Source organism: Pseudomonas sp. NFPP24, assembly GCF_900112095.1.
Lineage (GTDB): Bacteria > Pseudomonadota > Gammaproteobacteria > Pseudomonadales > Pseudomonadaceae > Aquipseudomonas > Aquipseudomonas extremorientalis.
The window spans coordinates 692,357-711,592 of record NZ_FOKD01000001.1; the positions used below are offsets into that span (position 1 = coordinate 692,357).

Annotated in this window: 16 protein-coding genes; 11 read left to right on the forward strand and 5 right to left on the reverse strand. The window is 62.1% G+C overall.

Features of this window, described 5'->3' with window-relative positions; all coding sequences use genetic code 11:
• Positions 1-219: 219 nt before the first annotated feature.
• The gene (locus BM026_RS03200) at positions 220-732 is read left to right on the forward strand and encodes a glycine cleavage system transcriptional repressor (protein ID WP_093527309.1); all 513 of its coding nucleotides are present in this window, start codon (positions 220-222) and stop codon (positions 730-732) included.
• Between the two features lie 223 nt (positions 733-955).
• Here the strand turns inward: BM026_RS03200 and rarD are convergent, their stop codons facing one another.
• The 5 genes from rarD to BM026_RS03225 form a co-directional block, all read right to left on the reverse strand.
• Positions 956-1,840: an EamA family transporter RarD gene (gene rarD / locus BM026_RS03205; RefSeq protein ID WP_092242230.1), complete on the reverse strand. Its 885-nt coding sequence runs from the start codon at positions 1,838-1,840 to the stop codon at positions 956-958.
• A gap of 182 nt (positions 1,841-2,022) precedes the next feature.
• Positions 2,023-2,997, reverse strand: a complete 975-nt coding sequence (locus BM026_RS03210) for a serine/threonine protein kinase (protein ID WP_092242232.1) — start codon at positions 2,995-2,997, stop codon at positions 2,023-2,025.
• Between the two features lie 184 nt (positions 2,998-3,181).
• Positions 3,182-5,080, reverse strand: a complete 1,899-nt coding sequence (locus BM026_RS03215) for a PhoX family protein (RefSeq protein ID WP_093527311.1) — start codon at positions 5,078-5,080, stop codon at positions 3,182-3,184.
• 79 nt (positions 5,081-5,159) lie between these two features.
• Positions 5,160-5,924, reverse strand: a complete 765-nt coding sequence (locus BM026_RS03220; protein WP_093527313.1) for a TOBE domain-containing protein — start codon at positions 5,922-5,924, stop codon at positions 5,160-5,162.
• Positions 5,925-5,982: 58 nt separating this feature from the next.
• Entirely contained in the window at positions 5,983-6,720 is a 738-nt protein-coding gene (locus BM026_RS03225) for a ComF family protein (protein WP_093527315.1), read from the reverse strand.
• 92 nt (positions 6,721-6,812) lie between these two features.
• On the opposite strand from BM026_RS03225, the gene bioB reads away from it, so the two are divergent.
• The 10 genes from bioB (at position 6,813) to BM026_RS03275 (ending at position 19,202) form a co-directional block, all read left to right on the forward strand.
• Positions 6,813-7,868: a biotin synthase BioB gene (gene bioB / locus BM026_RS03230; RefSeq protein ID WP_058426686.1), complete on the forward strand. Its 1,056-nt coding sequence runs from the start codon at positions 6,813-6,815 to the stop codon at positions 7,866-7,868.
• Between the two features lie 164 nt (positions 7,869-8,032).
• Positions 8,033-9,214: an 8-amino-7-oxononanoate synthase gene (bioF, locus tag BM026_RS03235; RefSeq protein ID WP_093527317.1), complete on the forward strand. Its 1,182-nt coding sequence runs from the start codon at positions 8,033-8,035 to the stop codon at positions 9,212-9,214.
• The gene (locus BM026_RS03240) at positions 9,207-9,938 is read left to right on the forward strand and encodes an alpha/beta fold hydrolase (protein WP_093527319.1); all 732 of its coding nucleotides are present in this window, start codon (positions 9,207-9,209) and stop codon (positions 9,936-9,938) included. The genes bioF and BM026_RS03240 overlap by 8 nt, the downstream gene beginning before the upstream one ends.
• Positions 9,931-10,743, forward strand: a complete 813-nt coding sequence (gene bioC / locus BM026_RS03245; protein WP_093514162.1) for a malonyl-ACP O-methyltransferase BioC — start codon at positions 9,931-9,933, stop codon at positions 10,741-10,743. Before BM026_RS03240 ends, bioC begins: the two co-directional genes overlap by 8 nt.
• Positions 10,740-11,420 (forward strand): dethiobiotin synthase, encoded by a 681-nt coding sequence (bioD, locus tag BM026_RS03250; protein WP_092242245.1) that lies wholly within the window; start codon positions 10,740-10,742, stop codon positions 11,418-11,420. Before bioC ends, bioD begins: the two co-directional genes overlap by 4 nt.
• Positions 11,421-11,526: 106 nt before the next feature.
• On the forward strand, positions 11,527-11,808 hold the full coding sequence (locus BM026_RS03255; protein ID WP_058426691.1) for a hypothetical protein: 282 nt from the start codon (positions 11,527-11,529) through the stop codon (positions 11,806-11,808).
• Positions 11,809-12,136: 328 nt separating this feature from the next.
• The gene (locus BM026_RS03260; RefSeq protein WP_071490261.1) at positions 12,137-13,942 is read left to right on the forward strand and encodes a phenylacyl-CoA dehydrogenase; all 1,806 of its coding nucleotides are present in this window, start codon (positions 12,137-12,139) and stop codon (positions 13,940-13,942) included.
• A gap of 208 nt (positions 13,943-14,150) precedes the next feature.
• Positions 14,151-15,440 (forward strand): GGDEF domain-containing protein, encoded by a 1,290-nt coding sequence (locus BM026_RS03265; protein WP_093527321.1) that lies wholly within the window; start codon positions 14,151-14,153, stop codon positions 15,438-15,440.
• A 90-nt stretch (positions 15,441-15,530) separates the two neighbouring features.
• Positions 15,531-17,300 (forward strand): acyl-CoA dehydrogenase C-terminal domain-containing protein, encoded by a 1,770-nt coding sequence (locus BM026_RS03270; protein WP_093527323.1) that lies wholly within the window; start codon positions 15,531-15,533, stop codon positions 17,298-17,300.
• A gap of 123 nt (positions 17,301-17,423) precedes the next feature.
• Positions 17,424-19,202: an acyl-CoA dehydrogenase C-terminal domain-containing protein gene (locus tag BM026_RS03275; protein WP_092242250.1), complete on the forward strand. Its 1,779-nt coding sequence runs from the start codon at positions 17,424-17,426 to the stop codon at positions 19,200-19,202.
• Positions 19,203-19,236 lie beyond the last annotated feature (34 nt).

A 19,236-nucleotide genomic window follows, 5' to 3' on the forward strand; every position in this document is an offset into this window, starting at 1 on the left:
ATGTAGTGCACGGTTGGGCATACTACATGATGACTTGCGGTTGTGAAAATTAGACTAAATACGTCGTTTAGCGACCCACTTTGGTCGTACGGTCACAGCGGAGAACCGGATGTTCTCAAAAAACTATTGGATTGTTCCAGATAAATATAAAAATGGTACACGATTTGTTTTCGAGGGCTTCCGAGTCCACCTTGTAGATTGAATTCAGAGGGCTTCGCCATGGACCATCTTGTACTCACAATTATCGCCGCCGACAAACCCGGCCTGGTTGAACGCATCGCGCAGAATATTGCCACCCACGGTGGCAACTGGCTGGAAAGCCGCATGGCGCACATGGCCGGGCAATTTGCCGGGATGCTGCGGGTCAGCGTTCCAACAGAGAACCGTCAGGCGCTGGTCGGCGCGCTGGAGGACTTATCCACACATGGCATTCGCGTGCTGGTGGGCGAAGGCAGCAGCGGGCAGGCCTCGGCCTCCAAGTCGATCATGATGACGCTGGTGGGCAATGACCGTGCGGGTATTGTGCGCGAGATTACGGCGCTGCTGAGCAAGCAGGGCGTGAACCTGGAGAGTCTGAGCACGGACGTGCGCCCGGCGCCCATGAGCGGTGATCCGTTGTTTACTGCTGAAGCGCTGCTGCAGGTGCCGGCAGCGTTGTCCCTGGATACCTTGCAGTTGTCCCTGGAAACCCTGGCGGACGATCTGATGGTGGAACTGCATCACGAGGAATAATCGGCCCACAGGGTTATGCATGGAAATCTTGCATGGGCCTGTGGATAACCTGTAGAGACCCGGCGCCAGGCCACGCCGTGCGGGGTTCTTCGCTACTTGAACAAAAAACGAGCAGTTTCAAGGGCTTGTGCACAAATGGCGGGGATCAGGTTGTGGATAACCTTGGGGTGGATGTCTGCAAGCCACGTAGATTATGGCTTGCAGAGGTTTGTACGTTATTTGATCAGCGTTTGCGTGCGCTGAGCCAGATGTCCATGCTGTACACCACCAGGCCCGCCCAGATGAACGCGAAGGCGGTCAAAGTGCTTGGTGCCAGATGCTCGCCGAACAGCAGCACGGCTTCCAGCAATACCAGGGTCGGCGCGACGTACTGCAAAAAGCCCAGGGCGGTATAGGGCAAATGCCGTGCGGCGGCGTTGAAACACACCAGCGGGATCAGTGTCACCGGGCCGGCGGCTACCAGCCACCAGGCTTCGGAGGTGCCCCAGAATTCCATCTGCGCACTGTGGGCGGTCGGGTTGAACAGCAGCCATGCAACCGCAATCGGCACCAGCATCCAGGTTTCCACCACCAGCCCCGGCAGGGCTTTCACCGGTGCCTGCTTGCGAATCAGCCCGTAGAAACCAAAGGTCAACGCCAGTACCAGCGATACCCACGGCAGGCTGCCCACTTGCCACACCTGCTGCGCCACACCCACCGCAGCCAGCCCAACGGCGACCCACTGCAAACGGCGCAGGCGTTCACCCAGGATCAACATGCCCAGTACCACATTCACCAACGGGTTGATGTAGTAACCCAGGCTCGCCTCCAGCATGCGCCCGGTGTTGACCGACCACACGTAGGTCAGCCAGTTACCCGCGATCAACGAACCACTGAGTGCCAGGATCGCCAGGCGCTTGGGGTTGTCGCGCAGTTCGCGGAACCAGCCGGGATGTTTCCACACCATCAACAGCAAACCGCCGAACAGCGCCGACCACAACACGCGGTGCACGATGATTTCGGCGGCGGGCACGCTGGCGATGGCTTTGAAGTAGAGCGGGAACAGACCCCAGATGACATAGGCGCTCAGGCCCAGGATATAACCCTTGCGGGGGTTGGCGGCTTGCATTGCAGAATCCTTGCTTAGGCAGCTAACAAAGGCGTGATTGTAAGTACATTTGGCGGGCAATGTGATCTGCTTTGCTTTGGGTGGGAGGGGGCTTGCCCCCGATTGCTGTGTGTCAGTCACAGATGCATCAACTGGCAGACTGCAATCGGGGGCAAGCCCCCTCCCACATTTAACTCGACAGGTCAGAAGAGTTTCAGGGGTTCTTCGTTGAGGGCCGCCAATTGCTCGCGCAAGGCCAACACCTGATCGCCCCAGTAACGCTCACTGCCAAACCACGGAAAGCTATGGGGGAACGCCGGATCATCCCAGCGGCGTGCCAGCCAGGCGCTGTAATGCATCAGGCGCAAGGCGCGCAGGGGTTCGATCAGCGCCAGTTCACGCGGGTCGAAGTCGTGGAACTCCTGATAGCCGTCCATCAATTCCGACAGTTGCCCCAGACATTCCTGGCGATCGCCGGCGAGCATCATCCACAGGTCCTGCACCGCCGGGCCCATGCGGCAGTCATCCAGGTCGACGATGTGGAACATCTCGTCGCGGCACATCATGTTGCCGGGGTGGCAATCGCCGTGCATGCGGATGTTCTTGTGCGGCGTGGCCTTGTACACCTCTTCCACACGCTTGAGCAGGTCGCGGGCCACGGACTCGTAGGCCGGCAACAGGCTCTTGGGGATGAAATTGCCTTCGAGCAGGGTGGTGAGGGAGTCGTGCCCGAAATTCTTCACGCCCAGGGCTTCACGGTGTTCGAACGGGCGGGTAGAGCCCACCGCATGCAAACGGCCGAGCAGTTGCCCGAGGCGATAGAGTTGGTCGAGGTTGCCTGGTTCCGGCGCGCGGCCGCCACGGCGCGGGAACAGGGTGAAGCGGAATCCGGCATGTTCGAACAGGCTTTCGCCGTTGTGGATCAGTGGCGCGACCACCGGCACTTCGCATTCGGCCAGTTCGAAGGTGAAGCGGTGTTCTTCGAGGATCGCCGCGTTGGTCCAGCGCTGCGGGCGGTAGAACTTGGCGATCAGCGGCTCGGCGTCTTCGATGCCCACTTGGTAGACGCGGTTTTCGTAGCTGTTGAGTGCCAGGACGCGAGCGTCGCTGAGGAAACCGATGCTTTCGACGGCGTCGAGGACCAGGTCGGGGGTGAGTGTTTCAAACGGGTGGGCCATGCGAACTCCTGCGCGCAGCAGGGCGCCGCGTCCGGCCGGGTATGGTAACGCACCGGGGCTGAGATAGGTGGTGGCTGTGCCATTGCTATCGGGGGCAAGCCCCCTCCCACATTGACTGCATTCACATATTTTGACTTGTGAACACAGTCAGTGTGGGAGGGGACTTGCCCCCGATGAGGCTTTGTCAGGCGCCGACGATACCGCCGTCATCCCGCCGAATTGCCATCACTGACGAGCGCGGCTTGCCATTCGGCAGATGCTCCGGCCAGGTCGAACCGCCGGTTTCGCCTGGGTGCTGAATCCCCACAAACAACGTCTTCTGATCCGGCGAGAAGCTGATGCCCGTCACTTCACACGCTACCGGGCCGACCATGAAACGGCGGATTTCCCCGGTGGAGGGGTCGGCGCAGAGCATCTGGTTGTTGCCCATGCCCGCGAAGTCACCCGCGTTGCTGTAGTCGCCATCGGTGAGAATCCACAGGCGTCCAGCCTTGTCGAAACCCAGGCCGTCCGGGCTGTTGAACATGTTCTGCGGGTTGATATTCGACGAGCCACCCTTTGGCGTGCCAGCGTGCACGCCCGGGTTGCCGGCCACCACAAACAAGTCCCAGCTGAATTCAGTGGAACCGTGGTTATCCGCGTCGGCCTTCCAGCGCAGGATCTGGCCGTAGACGTTTTTCTCACGCGGGTTGGGGCCGCCCACCGGCTGGCCGTCTTCACCGCGCTTGGCGTTGTTGGTGAGGGTGCAATAGACCTGGCTATCGGTGGGGCTGACCACGATCCATTCCGGGCGGTCCATGCGCGTGGCCTTCACCACGCTGGCGGCCAGGCGCGCGTGGATCAGCACTTCGGCCTGGCTGGCGAAACCGGTGCTGGCGTCGATGCCGTTCTTGCCGTGGGTGAGTTCGACCCATTGGCCCTTGCCCTTGGGGTGATCGGCGTTGCCGTCGCCCGCGTCGAAGATCGCCACGTACAAGGTGCCGTGGTCGAGCAGGTCTTTGTTGGCCTTGGGGTTGTGGTGGTTGATCGGGTCGCGGCTGACGAACTTGTAGATGAACTCGCCGCGTTCGTCGTCGCCCATGTACACCACGGCGCGGCCGTCACGGGTTTCGGCCAGGGCGGCGTTTTCGTGCTTGAAGCGGCCCAGGGCCGTGCGCTTGACCGGCGTGGACTTGGGATCGAACGGGTCGATTTCCACCACCCAACCGTGGCGGTTGAGTTCGTTGGGGTTCTTGGCGATGTCGAAGCGCGGGTCGTGCGGGTGCCAGTTGATGTCTTTGCTGGCGGCCACCACGCCGTAGCGTTTCTGCCCGGCGTCGAAGGTTTGTTGCGGGTTGCTGCTGCCAAAGCAGTCGGTAAAGTTCTCTTCGCACGTCAGGTAAGTACCCCACGGCGTCTTGCCGTTGGCGCAGTTCTGGAAGGTGCCGAGGGCTTTCTTGCCGGTTTTGTCGGCGCTGGTTTTCAGCCAGGCGTGGCCAGCGGCGGGGCCGCTGAGGTTGATCGGCGAGTTGCCGTGGATGCGCCGGTTGTAGCGCGAGTCCTGCACGAACTGCCAGGTGTCGCCCTTGCGCCGCACTTCGATCACCGACACGCCTTCGCTGGCCTGGGCCTTGCGCACGTCTTCGGCCGATTGCGGCGCGCCGCCGTGGGCGAAGAGGTAGCGGTAATTGGTGTATTCGTTGTTGATCGCCATCAGCGCACGGTTGTCGTCGCCCGGGAAGGCGAACAGGCTCATGCCGTCGTTGTTGTCCCCGAACTGCTGCTCCTGGGCCTTGGCCGTGCCGTTGCCGGACGGGTCGAAGGCGGGTGCGTTCTTGCTCAGCGGTTGGCCCCAACTGATCAGCACCGAGGCGCTGTAGCCTGGCGGCAAGGTGATGGTGTCACTGGTGGCGGCGGCGATGCTGGTAAAGCCCAGCAGTGGGCTGGCGCTGGCGGCGTTGACGGCCAGGGCGCTGCGGCTCAGCAGGTTGCCACCGAGGAACATTGCGGCACCGCACAGGGCGCCAGCGCCGATAAAGCGGCGGCGGGTGAGGCCGACCATCTGTTCAAGGTCGGTGGCTTGGTTTTCTTCTAATAGGCTCATCTCAGGCTCCCTGCGGTTTTTGCAGACACCATAAGGAGCGGGCGTGACGAAATGGTTGCAGTTTGAAGACGGGCTGCGACTACACCAGAGTACCGAGCAGCACATTGCTCGGCGCGAACTGCACGGTGATGGTTTTACCTACGACGGCGCCCACCTCCTTGAGTGCGTCAGGCCGCGCCAGGGCGCATAAAACCTGGCCATTGGGCAGGGCGATGCGCACTTCGCCTGGGCCGTCGTCGGCGTCGAGAATGGCGTCGACGGTGCCGCTCATGCAATTGTGTCCAGGTGTTGCAGATTGCTTGGATGGGAGCAGTTCCAGCCATCCGGCCTTGATCAATGCGACCACTTCCACACCGGTTTCCAGCTCCAGGCGCTGCGTGCTGTCGTGGGTGATCTGCGCGTCCAGGCTCAGGCCGCCGGCCAGTTGCAGGCGGATCAGATCGTTACGGCCCTGCTGCTCGATGGCGATGACCTGGCCATGCAATTGGTTGCGCGCGCTGGTGCGCAGCATCAAGCGGCCGAGCAGGTTGAAGTCGCTGGCGGCTTCATCGGAGCCCAGCACCTCGGCTTGCAGCACTTGCAGACGCTGGTACAGACGCAACACGCGCTCACCTTCGGTCGTCAGCTTGGCACCGCCGCCGCCTTTGCCGCCCACGCTGCGTTCTACCAACGGCTTTTGTGCCAGGTTGTTCAACTCGTCGATGGCATCCCACGCCGCCTTGTAACTCAAGCCTGCGCTTTTGGCCGCGCGGGTGATGGAACCCTGCTCGGCGATATGCGCCAGCAAGGCAATGCGCTGGGGGCGGCGAATGATGTGTTGGCTGAGGGAGGCTGGCAGAGACATGGGGATACGCTTGGCTGGGATGAGCCGAACGTTGCGGGCAAGGTGCGCCGGAGTCAAGTCAACTGCCCGGTTTGGGCGTGCGGGCCAGGCAATACACATCGACCTGCTTCGCACCGGCGTTCATCAATAACCGCGCCAGGCTGTGGGCCGTGGCGCCGGTCGTCAGCACGTCGTCGACCAGGGCGAAATGCCGGCCCTGCACCTGGGCGTCGGGCGCCAGGGCGAAGGCGCCGAGCAGGTTGCGTTGACGGGTCTTGGCGTCAAGGGCTTGTTGGGCCACGGTTTCATGGGGGCGTAACAACAGCTGTTCATCGTGGGGGATGTTCAAGTCGCTGCCGAGCCAGCGCGCTAGCATCAACGCCTGGTTGTAGCCGCGTTCGCGCAGGCGCTTGCGCGCCATGGGCACCGGTAGCAGGCACTCGGGGCGTACGAGTTCGGTATTGTCAAAGCGATGTTGCAGGTGCTGCGCCAGGAGCCACGCCAGCATCTGCCCGAGGGGCCAGCGTGCCTGATGCTTGAAGCGGCTGATCAGGCTGTCGATGGGAAAGCTGTAGGACCAGGGGGCGATGACCTGTTTAAACGCGGGGGGATTTCTTTGGCATTGCCCGCAGATCAAACCCTCCATCGGCAAGGGCAGGGCACACACATCGCAGTGCTCCATGAGCCAGGGCAGCTCGGTTTCGCAGACGTTGCACACACAATGGGCGGAAGGTGTCGCTTCATCACAGATTAAACAGGTTTGTATGTTATTTAACCAGATGTAAACCTGGTGTTTGTATCTTGGTTGACAGTGCATGAATCTTCCTTAAATATGCCGAGCATCCGTGTCGTGCCTGTGGGTATTGCCCTTCCCGCAGCGCTTGCCAAAGCATAATCAAGGAATCGCCCATGAGCGCCAGCACCACCGCCACCTTGCGTCACGATTGGTCCCTCGCCGAAGTCAAGGCGCTGTTCGTGCAGCCGTTCAATGACCTGCTGTTCCAGGCGCAGACCGTGCACCGCGCGCATTTCGACGCCAACCGTGTGCAAGTGTCGACGCTGCTCTCGATCAAGACCGGCGCCTGCCCGGAAGATTGCAAATATTGTCCGCAATCGGGCCACTACAACACTGGCCTGGAAAAAGAGAAGCTGATGGAGGTGCAGAAGGTCCTCGAAGAGGCGGCCCGCGCCAAAGCCATCGGCTCGACCCGCTTCTGCATGGGCGCCGCCTGGAAACACCCGTCGGCCAAAGACATGCCCTACGTGTTGCAAATGGTCAAAGGCGTGAAGGCCATGGGCCTGGAAACCTGCATGACCCTCGGCCGCCTTGACCAGGACCAGACCGAAGCCCTGGCCCAGGCCGGCCTGGACTACTACAACCACAACCTCGACACCTCGCCGGAGTTCTACGGCAGCATCATCACCACCCGCACCTACAGCGAGCGTCTGCAAACCCTGGCCTATGTGCGTGATTCGGGGATGAAGATCTGCTCCGGCGGCATCCTCGGCATGGGCGAGTCCCTCGACGACCGCGCCAATTTGCTGATCCAGCTGGCCAACCTGCCGGAGCATCCGGAGTCGGTGCCGATCAACATGCTGGTGAAGGTGGCGGGGACACCGCTGGAAAACGCCGAAGATATCGACCCGTTCGACTTCATCCGCATGCTCGCCGTGGCGCGCATCCTGATGCCGAAGTCCCACGTGCGCCTGTCGGCCGGCCGTGAGGCGATGAACGAGCAGATGCAGGCGTTGGCGTTCTTTGCCGGTGCCAACTCCATCTTCTACGGCGACAAGTTGCTGACCACCGCCAACCCGCAGGCTGACAAGGACATGCAACTGTTCGCGCGCCTGGGCATCCTGCCGGAAGCCCGTGAAGAACATGCCGATGAAGTGCATCAGGCGGCAATCGAGCAGGCGTTGGTGGAGCAGAAGAGCAGCGAGCAGTTCTACAACGCTGTCGTTTGATTTAAACGCCATACAGCTGTGGGAAACGGCTTGTGTGGGAGGGGGCTTGCCCCCGATAGCGATGGGTCAGTCGACACCTGCATCAACTGACCGATTGCAATCGGGGGCAAGCCCCCTCCCACATTAGATCCCCGCCACATTTTTACCGTTAAACCGAGGCCAGCATGTCTTTCGATCTCGCCGCGCGCCTCGCTGCCCGTCGTGCCGAACACCTTTACCGCCAACGCCCGCTACTCGACAGCCCCCAAGGCCCGGAAGTGGTGGTGGACGGCCAGCCGCTGCTGGCGTTCTGCAATAACGATTACCTGGGCCTGGCCAATCACCCGCAAGTGATCGAGGCCTGGCGCGTCGGTGCCTCCCGTTGGGGTGTGGGCGGCGGCGCTTCGCACCTGGTGGTCGGGCATGCCACGCCGCACCATGAACTGGAAGAAGCCCTGGCCGACCTCACCGGTCGCCCGCGTGCGCTGCTGTTTACCACCGGTTACATGGCCAACCTCGGCGCGGTCACGGCGTTGGTGGGGCAGGGCGATACGGTGCTGGAAGACCGTCTCAACCATGCGTCGCTGCTGGACGCGGGCTTGCTCTCGGGGGCGCGTTTCAAGCGTTACCTGCATAACGATGCGCAGAGCCTGGCCAAGCGCCTGGAGAAAGCTACCGGCAATACCCTGGTGGTCACCGATGGTGTGTTCAGCATGGACGGCGACCTGGCCGACCTGCCCGCGCTGGCCCGCGAAACCAAGGCCAAAGGCGCCTGGTTGATGGTGGATGACGCCCATGGTTTTGGCCCCCTGGGCGCCAACGGCGGCGGCATCGTCGAGCATTTCGGCCTGAGCCAGGAGGACGTGCCGGTGCTGGTCGGCACCCTCGGCAAGGCGTTCGGCACGGCCGGGGCGTTTGTGGCCGGCAGTGAAGAGCTGATCGAAAGCCTGATCCAGTTCGCCCGCCCGTACATCTACACCACCAGCCAACCGCCCGCCCTGGCCTGCGCCACCTTGAAAAGCCTGGAACTGTTGCGCACTGAGCATTGGCGGCGCGAGCACCTCAACCGCCTGATCAGCCAGTTCCGCCAGGGCGCCGAGCAGCTTGGGCTGGACCTGATGGACAGCTTCACGCCGATCCAACCCATCCTGATCGGCGACAGCGCCAAGGCCATGCGGCTGTCGCAGATGCTGCGCGAGCGCGGCCTGATGGTCACAGCTATTCGCCCACCGACCGTGCCCGCCGGCAGTGCGCGTCTGCGCGTGACATTGACGGCGGCCCACAGCGCGGCGCAGGTGCAGCTATTGTTAAACGCATTGGAAGCGTGTTTCCGCTTGTCAGGCAGTTCGGGGCCCAACCATGCGTGATCGACTGATATTGCTGCCCGGCTGGGGCCTCGGTGTATCGCCGCTGGAGCCGTTGGCCGCCGCCTTGCAAGGTTTGGACGAGCACCTGCAGGTGCAGATCGAACCGTTGCCCGCACTGGATTCCAGCGACCTGAATGAGTGGCTCGACGAACTCGACGCCACGCTGCCAGACAACGCCTGGCTGGGCGGCTGGTCCCTGGGCGGCATGCTGGCTTCGGAACTGGCGGCGCGGCGTGGCGAACGTTGCTGCGGCCTGCTGACTCTGGCGAGTAACCCGTGTTTCGTCGCCCACGCTGGCTGGCCAAGCGCGATGCCCGCCGAGACCTTCGACGCGTTCCTCGCGGGCTGCCATGCCGACTCCCAGGTCACCCTCAAGCGCTTCGGCCTGTTGTGCGCCAAGGGCGCCGAAGACCCGCGCGGACTGTCGCGGCTGCTGGTCAGTGGCGCGCCGAACACGCCGTCCAGTGTGTTGATGCCCGGCCTTGAGCTACTCGCCCAGTTGGATACCCGTGAAGCCTTATTGGCCTATCGCGGCCCGCAGTTGCACCTGTTCGCCGGCCTGGACGGGTTGGTACCCGCCGAAGCCGCCAGCGACCTGCTGGCCCTGCTGCCGGATGTTGAAATCGGCCTGATTGAACAGGCCGGCCACGCTTTTCTTCTGGAAGACCCTCACGGTGTAGCGGGGGCCATCCAGGCTTTTTTGAATGAGTGCGTCGATGACTGATTTATCCCACGCCCCGCTGCCGGGCGCGTTGCCGGACAAGCGCCAGGTGGCGGCGTCCTTTTCCCGTGCCGCCGCCAGTTACGACAGTGTTGCCGAATTGCAGCGGGCGGTGGGCAGCCAATTGCTGGCGCGCCTGCCGGGCAATACCGCGCCGCAACGCTGGTTGGACATGGGCTGCGGCACCGGTTATTTCAGTCGCGTGCTGGGTGAACAGTGGCCCGCCAGCGAAGGCATCGCGCTGGATATCGCCGAAGGCATGCTCAACCACGCACGCCCCCTGGGTGGCGCCGAGCACTTCATCGCCGGCGACGCTGAACGCTTGCCGCTCAAAGCTGAGAGCGTGCAGCTGCTGTTTTCCTCCCTCGCGGTGCAGTGGTGTGCGAATTTCGAGGCGGTGCTCAGCGAAGCCTATCGGGTGTTGCAACCGGGCGGAGTGCTGGCCTTCGCCAGTCTCTGCGTGGGCACCCTGGAAGAACTGCGCGAAAGCTGGCGTGCGGCGGATGGCCTGGTGCACGTCAATCGTTTCCGCACCTTCGAGGCGTATCAACACTTGTGTGCGGCCAGCGGCCTGCGGGTGGTGAGCGTGGAGCGCCGTCCTCATGTGTTGCATTACCCGGATGTACGCAGCCTGACCCACGAATTGAAGGCCCTGGGCGCGCATAACCTCAACCCCGGTCGCCCCGGTGGGTTGACGGGGCGCGCGCGGATTGTTGCACTGGTGCACGCGTATGAGCGGTTCCGCCAGGCCCAAGGCCTGCCGGCGACTTACCAAGTGGTGTATGCCGTACTGGAGAAACCTCTATGAGCGCCGCCTACTTCATCACCGGCACCGACACCGATGTCGGCAAGACCACCATCGCCGCCGGCCTGTTGCACGCGGCGCGGCAAGCCGGTAGAAGCACCGCGGCTGGCAAGCCGGTGGCCTCCGGTTGCCAGGTCACGCCCAAGGGCTTGCGCAACGCCGATGCACTGGCGTTGCTGGCCGAATGCTCGTTGCCGTTGAGTTATGCCGAGGTCAACCCGGTGGCCTTCGAACCGGCCATCGCTCCCCACCTGGCGGCGCGGGAGGCGGGTTTCTCGCTCACCGTGCAATCGTTGTTGAAGCCCATGCAGCAGATCCTGGCACGGCAAGCGGATTTCACCCTGATCGAAGGCGCCGGCGGCTGGCGGGTGCCATTGGCTGATCAGGCGAACCTGTCGGACCTGGCCATGGCGCTGAAGTTGCCGGTGATCCTGGTGGTGGGCGTGCGCCTGGGTTGCATCAGCCATGCCTTGCTGACCGCCGAAGCCATCGCCCGGGATGGCCTGCAGTTGGCCGGGTGGGTGGCCAATATCATCGAGCCCAAGACCTCCCGTCTGGAAGAAAACCTCGCCACCCTGGCCGAGCGCCTGCCTGCGCCATGCCTGGGGCGTGTGCCGAAACTCAAGCACGCCGGGGCTGAAGCGGTTGCCGAGTACTTACAGTTGGACCTGCTTGACTGATTTTGGCTATCGATAAGGCATTATGCCATTAGTGTTTTTGACGAGCCCTTTGACGGGATATCTGCTTCAATTCAATTTCACGATTCTCTAAAGGCAGGCTTACGCCATGGAAATCTCTGGAAGCAGCGCGTTTTATTCGGGTCTGAGCAGTATTCAGTCCGGACAGAACCGTGTCGATCAGGCCGCCGGCAGAATTGCCAGCGCCGCGACTACCCAGCCATCGGATGCGCAAAGCGACCGTCTGCAAGCCAACGACCGCGCCCAGCCGTCCAACTCCGCCAGCAATATGGTTGAAATGGCCCAGGGCAAATTCCAAGTGGAGCTCGGCGCCAAAGTCGCCAAGGCTTCGGATGAAATGCTCGGCACCTTGATCGACACCTACGCCTGATCTGCTGGCGCTAAAAAATGTGGGAGGGGGCTTGCCCCCGATAGTGATGGATCAGCCAATGCGTGTATGGCTGACATGGCGCTATCGGGGGCAAGCCCCCTCCCACATTTTTACTGTGCCGTCCTTCTGAACTTCTACACTCCCGCAGTCATGTGGCGTCTTGCCGCAAGCGTTGCCGTGCGCGCCATTGATTCGCGTCATGACAAACGGCATCCGGACGACGCTTGACATCCCCAAGTGGTAAACGTATGTTTCAAACACCTGTTTGACCGCCCCAACACTTCCACGCGGTTGTTCATTCCAGATACATCAGCAGAGGTTTATCGCTATGCCTGACTACAAGGCCCCCTTGCGTGATATTCGCTTCGTTCGTGACGAACTGCTTGGCTATGAAGCGCACTATCAGAGCCTGCCGGCTTGCCAGGACGCTACCCCGGACATGGTTGACGCCATCCTTGAAGAAGGCGCCAAGTTCTGTGAGCAAGTGCTGGCACCGCTGAACCGCGTGGGCGACATCGAAGGCTGCACCTGGAGTGAGTCGGGCGTCAAAACCCCTACCGGTTTCAAAGAAGCCTACAAACAATTCGTCGAAGGCGGCTGGCCAAGCCTGGCCCACGACGTGGCGCACGGCGGCCAAGGCCTGCCGGAATCCCTGGGCCTGGCCGTGAGCGAAATGGTCGGCACCGCCAACTGGTCGTGGGGCATGTACCCGGGCCTGTCCCACGGTGCGATGAACACCATCTCCGAGCACGGCACCCCCGAGCAGCAAGAGGCCTACCTGACCAAACTGGTGTCGGGCGAATGGACCGGCACCATGTGCCTGACCGAGCCACACTGCGGCACCGACCTGGGCATGCTGCGCACCAAGGCCGAACCTCAGGCTGATGGTTCCTATAAGGTCTCCGGCACCAAGATCTTCATCTCGGCCGGTGAACACGACATGGCCGACAACATCGTCCATATCGTACTGGCCCGCCTGCCGGACGCACCGGCCGGCACCAAAGGCATCTCGCTGTTTATCGTGCCGAAGTTCCTGCCCAACGCCGATGGCTCGATTGGCGCGCGCAACGCCGTGAGCTGTGGTTCCCTGGAACACAAGATGGGCATCCACGGCAACGCCACCTGCGTGATGAACTTCGACGCGGCCACCGGTTTCCTGATCGGCCCGGCGAACAAAGGCCTGAACTGCATGTTCACCTTCATGAACACCGCTCGCCTGGGTACCGCGCTGCAAGGCCTGTCCCATGCCGAGATCGGTTTCCAGGGCGGCTTGAAATATGCCCGCGACCGTCTGCAAATGCGCTCCCTGACCGGCCCGAAAGCACCGGACAAAGCCGCCGACCCGATCATCGTGCACCCTGACGTGCGCCGCATGCTGCTGACCATGAAGGCCTTCGCCGAAGGCAACCGTGCGATGGTGTACTTCACTGCCAAGCAAGTGGACATCGTCAAATACGGCACCGACGACGAAGCCAAGAAACAGGCGGACGGCCTGCTGGCCTTCATGACCCCGATCGCCAAGGCCTTCATGACCGAAGTCGGCTTTGAATCGGCCAACCACGGTGTGCAGATCTACGGCGGCCACGGTTTCATCGCCGAGTGGGGCATGGAGCAGAACGTTCGCGACAGCCGCATTTCGATGCTGTACGAAGGCACCACCGGCATCCAGGCCCTCGACCTGCTGGGCCGTAAAGTGCTGATGACCCAAGGCGAAGCGCTCAAGGGCTTCACCAAGATCGTGCACAAGTTCTGCCAGGCCAACGAAGGCAACGAAGCGGTCAAAGAATTCGTTGCACCGCTGGCTGCGCTGAACAAAGAGTGGGGCGAGTTGACCATGAAGGTCGGCATGGCCGCGATGAAAGACCGTGAAGAAGTGGGTGCCGCCTCGGTGGACTACCTGATGTACTCCGGTTACGCCTGCCTGGCTTACTTCTGGGCCGACATGGCGCGCCTGGCGGCCGAGAAACTGGCTGCCGGCACCACCGAAGAAGCGTTCTACACCGCCAAGCTGCAGACCGCGCGCTTCTACTTCCAGCGCATCCTGCCGCGTACCCGTACGCACGTGGCCACCATGCTGTCGGGCGCCAACAACCTCATGGACATGAAAGAAGAAGACTTCGGCCTGGCTTACTAAGCCTTACCGGGGTTCACTTGCAGAGCCGCCGCTCCCTTGCGGGAGCGGCGGTTTTTTTGTACCCGATAAAAAACCACAGCGCAGCACTCAGGGATTACTGTCGGCTGCCGTTACAGTGATGGCAATGTGATACATGTTCGACGGGTTGTGTTTAACTGTCTGCATAAAGGCACAGTGCCATCATTTTTTGCGGGTCGGAGTTTTACCCTTGTCACGCGTGTCCGCTGTACGTTTCAGTCACTTTCTCCCTTCGTTGCTGCTCTTGCTGGCCGGGCTCTCGGCTGCGTACGTCAAGGACCTCAACGTCTTCTTCACCTCGCTGTTCAATGTATTGCCGACCCTGGTGCTGTTGCTCGGTGGTTCGTACTGCGCGGTGTACCGCCGCCAGCGTGAACTGTTCCTGATGATCACGGTGTACATCGTCTACTTCCTGCTCGATACCCAGACCGACTTCTACCGCGACAATGGCCGCGTGCGCGAAGACGCCGCGGTGGTGTTTCACCTGTGCTGCCTGCTGCTGCCGTTGTTGTTCAGCATCTACGCTCTGTGGCAGGAGAAGACCCACCTGTTTCGTGACTTCGTTGCCCGTGGCGCGGTGTTGCTGGCGGTCGGCAGCGTAGCGCTGGCGCTGGAGCAGAGTTATCCCCAGGCGGTGCTGAACTGGCTGGCGGAGATCCGCTGGCCGGCGCTGCATGGCACTTGGATGAGCCTGATCCAGTTGTCTTACCCGATGTTCCTGATCGGCTTCCTGACCCTGGCAGCGCAATACTGGTACCAGCCGCGCCCGCTGCATGCGGCGCAACTGGTGGGGTTGCTCGGCCTGTTCTGGATGTTGCCGCAGACGTTCATCCTGCCCTTCACCCTGAATATCATGTGCAGCCAGGTGATGCTGATGATCGCCGCCGGTGTGGCCCACGAGGCTTATCAAATGGCCTTCCGCGATGAGCTGATCGGCCTGCCGGGGCGTCGTGCGCTGAACGAGCGCATGCAGCGGCTGGGGCGCAACTATGTGCTGGCGATGAGCGACGTCGACCACTTCAAGCGCTTCAACGATACCCATGGTCATGACGTGGGCGACCAGGTATTGCGGCTGGTGGCGAGCAAGCTGTCAAAGGTCAACGGCGGCGGGCGCGCGTACCGCTACGGCGGTGAAGAATTCGCCGTGGTGTTCGCCGGCAAGACCCTGGATGAATGCATGCCGCACCTGGAGGCGATCCGCGAGATCATCGCCGACTACGACATCAAGCTGCGTCATTCGGACCGCCCCCAGGACGATCAGCAGGGTCGCCAGCGCCGTTCAGGCAGCGGTGCCTCCAGTGTCTCAGTGACCATCAGCATCGGCGTGGCCGAACGCCAGGCCGAGCAGCGCACGCCCGAGGAAGTGCTCAAGTCCGCCGACCAGGCGCTGTACGCCGCCAAGGGCGCGGGGCGCAACTGCGTGGTGGCGTCCGGGCAGACCCGGCGTGGCGCGGTGCGCATGGAGAGCGCTGCCGGTTGAGTGATGGCGGTGTATTCAGCGGTTCTACAGTGATTGTTCCGGGCGTTGGCCGGCAGTAGGTTGAAACCATCTGCTGACGGAGACATTGCCATGCCTGAGTACAAAGCTCCCCTTCGCGACATGCGCTTTCTGATCGACAACGTATTTGATTTCCACGGCCACTACGCCGCATTGGGCGCCACCGATGCCAGCCCGGACATGGTCGCTGCGATCCTCGAGGAAGGCGCAAAATTCTGCGAGAACGTGCTCGCGCCGCTCAACCGCAGTGGCGACGAAGAAGGCTGCCATTTCGACAATGGCGTGGTCACCACGCCCAAGGGCTTCAAGGAAGCCTTCGCCCAGTACGTTGAGGGCGGCTGGCACGGCGTGGCAGCGGACCCGGCCTACGGTGGCCAGGGCTTGCCGCAGTCGCTCGGCCTGGTGCTGAGCGAGATGATCGGCTCCAGCAACACCTCCTGGGGCATGTACCCGGGGCTGACCCACGGCGCGATGTCGGCGATCCACGCCCACGGCACCGCCGAGCAGAAAGACACGTTCCTGACCAAACTCACTGCGGGCGAATGGACCGGCACCATGTGCCTCACCGAAGCCCACTGCGGCACCGACCTGGGCCTGATCAAGACCCGTGCCGTGCCCCAGGCGGACGGCAGCTATGCGGTCACCGGCAGCAAGATCTTCATCTCGGCCGGCGAGCACGACATGAGCGCCAATATCATTCACCTGGTGCTGGCCAAGCTGCCGGATGCGCCGGCGGGCACCAAGGGCATCTCGCTGTTCATCGTGCCCAAGTTCCATGCCGACACAGGCGAGCGCAATGCGGTGCACTGCGGTTCCATCGAACACAAGATGGGTATCAAGGCGTCCGCAACCTGTGTGTTGAACTTCGATGGGGCCAAGGGTTTCCTGATCGGTGAGCGGAACAAGGGCCTCAACTGTATGTTCACCATGATGAACCATGCGCGCCTGGGCACCGGCATGCAGGGCCTGTGCAACGGCGAAGCGAGCTTCCAGGGCGCGATCAAGTACGCCAACGACCGTCTGCAAATGCGCTCGCTGACTGGCGCCAAGGCCCCGGACAAAGCCGCCGACCCGATCATCGTGCACCCTGATGTGCGCCGCATGCTGCTGACCATGAAGGCCTTCAACGAAGGCAACCGTGCGCTGACCTACTTCACCGCACAATTGCTCGACACCGCGCACCTGAGCAAGGACGCGGCGCAGCGTCAGGAGGCCGAAGATCTGCTGGCGTTCCTCACGCCCATCTGCAAAGCCTTTATGACCGACACTGGCCTTGAGGTGACCAACCACGGCATGCAGATCTTCGGTGGCCACGGTTACATCCGCGAATGGGGCATGGAACAACTGGCCCGCGATGTGCGGATTGCGCCGATCTATGAAGGCACCAACGGCATCCAGGCCCTCGACCTGCTGGGGCGCAAGGTGCTGGGCAGCCAGGGCAAGTTGCTGCGTGGGTTTACCAAAATCGTGCATAAGTTCTGTGCCGCGAATGCCGAGCACCCTCAGCTCAAGGGCTATGTGGCGCAACTCAATCAGTTGAACGGGGAGTGGGGTGAGCTGACCACGAAGGTCGGCATGGCCGCGATGAAGAACCCCGATGAAGTGGGCGCGGCGGCGGTGGATTACTTGATGTACAGCGGTTACGTGGTGCTCGCGTACCTGTGGCTGCGCATGGCGATCGCTGCCCTTGAACAGCCAGATGGCGATTTTGCCAAGGCCAAGTTGGCCACGTGCGAGTTCTACTTCAAGCGTCTACTGCCGCGTACGGCTACCCATCGCGCGGCCGTGGAAGCGGGCAGCGAATGCCTGATGAGTCTGCCTGCGGAGGCGTTTGCGTGGTAATGACTTAAAAATACCAATCAGTCACAAGTGGACCCTATGTGTCTGAAAAGTTGTTCGGGTACACTCTGAGCCTGTAAAACCGACTCTTACCGAATTACTTTTCACGTTCTCACGAGGTTTGCCATGGCTGATTACAAAGCGCCGCTGCGTGATATGCGCTTCGTCCTCAACGAAGTCTTTGAGGTCGCCACCACTTGGGCCCAGTTGCCGGCATTGGCAGACACCGTTGACGCCGAAACCGTAGAGGCCATCCTCGAAGAAGCCGGCAAGGTCACCGCCAAATCCATCGCCCCGCTCAGCCGTGGTGGCGATGAACAAGGTTGCCGTTGGGATAACACAGCGGTATTTACGCCGGACGGTTTTCCGCAAGCCTACAAAACCTACGCTGAAGGCGGTTGGGTGGGTGTAGGCGGCGACCCTGCGTTCGGCGGCATGGGCATGCCCAAGGCCGTGTCGGCCCAGGTCGAAGAGATGATCAACTCGTCGAGCCTGGCGTTCGGCCTGTACCCGATGCTGACCTCCGGCGCCTGCGTGTCGATCAACACCCACGCCAGCGAAGCGCTCAAGGCTGCTTATCTGCCGAAGATGTATTCCGGTGAGTGGGCCGGTTCCATGTGCCTGACCGAGGCCCACGCCGGGACCGACCTGGGGATGATCCGCACCAAGGCTGAGCCGCAGGCGGACGGCTCCTACACAGTCAGCGGCACCAAGATCTTCATCACCGGCGGTGAACACGACCTCACCGATAACATCATCCACCTGGTACTGGCCAAGCTGCCGGACGCGCCGGCGGGGCCCAAGGGGATTTCGCTGTTCCTGGTGCCGAAGTTCATGGTGAACACCGACGGCAGCCTGGGCGCACGCAATGCCGTGAGCTGTGGTTCCATCGAGCACAAGATGGGGATCCAGGCGTCGGCGACCTGCGTGATGAATTTCGACGAGGCCGTGGGTTACCTGGTGGGCGAGCCGAACCGTGGTCTGGCGGCGATGTTCACCATGATGAACTACGAGCGCCTGGGTGTCGGTATCCAGGGCCTGGCGTCCGGCGAGCGTTCCTATCAGAACGCCATCGAGTACGCCCGCGACCGCCTGCAAAGCCGTGCACCGACCGGCGCGCAGGCCAAAGACAAAATGGCCGACCCGATCATCGTGCACCCGGACGTACGGCGCATGCTGCTCACCATGAAGGCCGCCAACGAAGGTGGCCGTGCGTTCTCCACCTACGTGGCGACGCAACTGGACATCGCCAAGTTCAGCGACGACGCCGCTGCCCGCGAGCGTGCGGATAACCTGGTGGCACTGCTGACGCCGGTGGCCAAGGCGTTCCTGAGCGACCTGGGCCTGGAAACCACTGTGCTGGGCCAACAGGTATTTGGCGGCCACGGTTACATTCGTGAGTGGGGCCAGGAGCAACTGGTGCGCGATGTGCGCATCACCCAGATTTACGAAGGCACCAACGGCATCCAGGCCCTGGACCTGATGGGGCGCAAGATCGTCGGCAGTGGCGGGGCGTTCTACACCCTGTTTGCCGATGAGATCCGCGCGTTCATTGCCTCGGCGGGTGCCGAGCTGGCCGAATTCACCAAGCCGTTGGGCGCGGCGGTGGACAACCTGGATGAGCTGACCGCCTGGGTGCTGGACCGCGCCAAGGCCAACCCCAATGAAATCGGCGCGGCGTCGGTGGAGTACCTGCATGCCTTTGGCTACATGGCGTATGCCTATATGTGGGCTCGCATGGCCAAGGCCGCGTTGGGCAAGGAGTCGCAAGAAGACTTCTACGCCAGCAAACTGGGGACTGCGCGTTTCTACTTTGCGCGCCTGTTGCCACGCATCCACTCGCTGAGTGCGTCGGTAAAAGCCGGTAGCGAATCACTGTTTTTGCTGGATGAAGCCTTGTTCTAAGGGCTTGGAGGACGTGTAAGCATTCTCTTACATG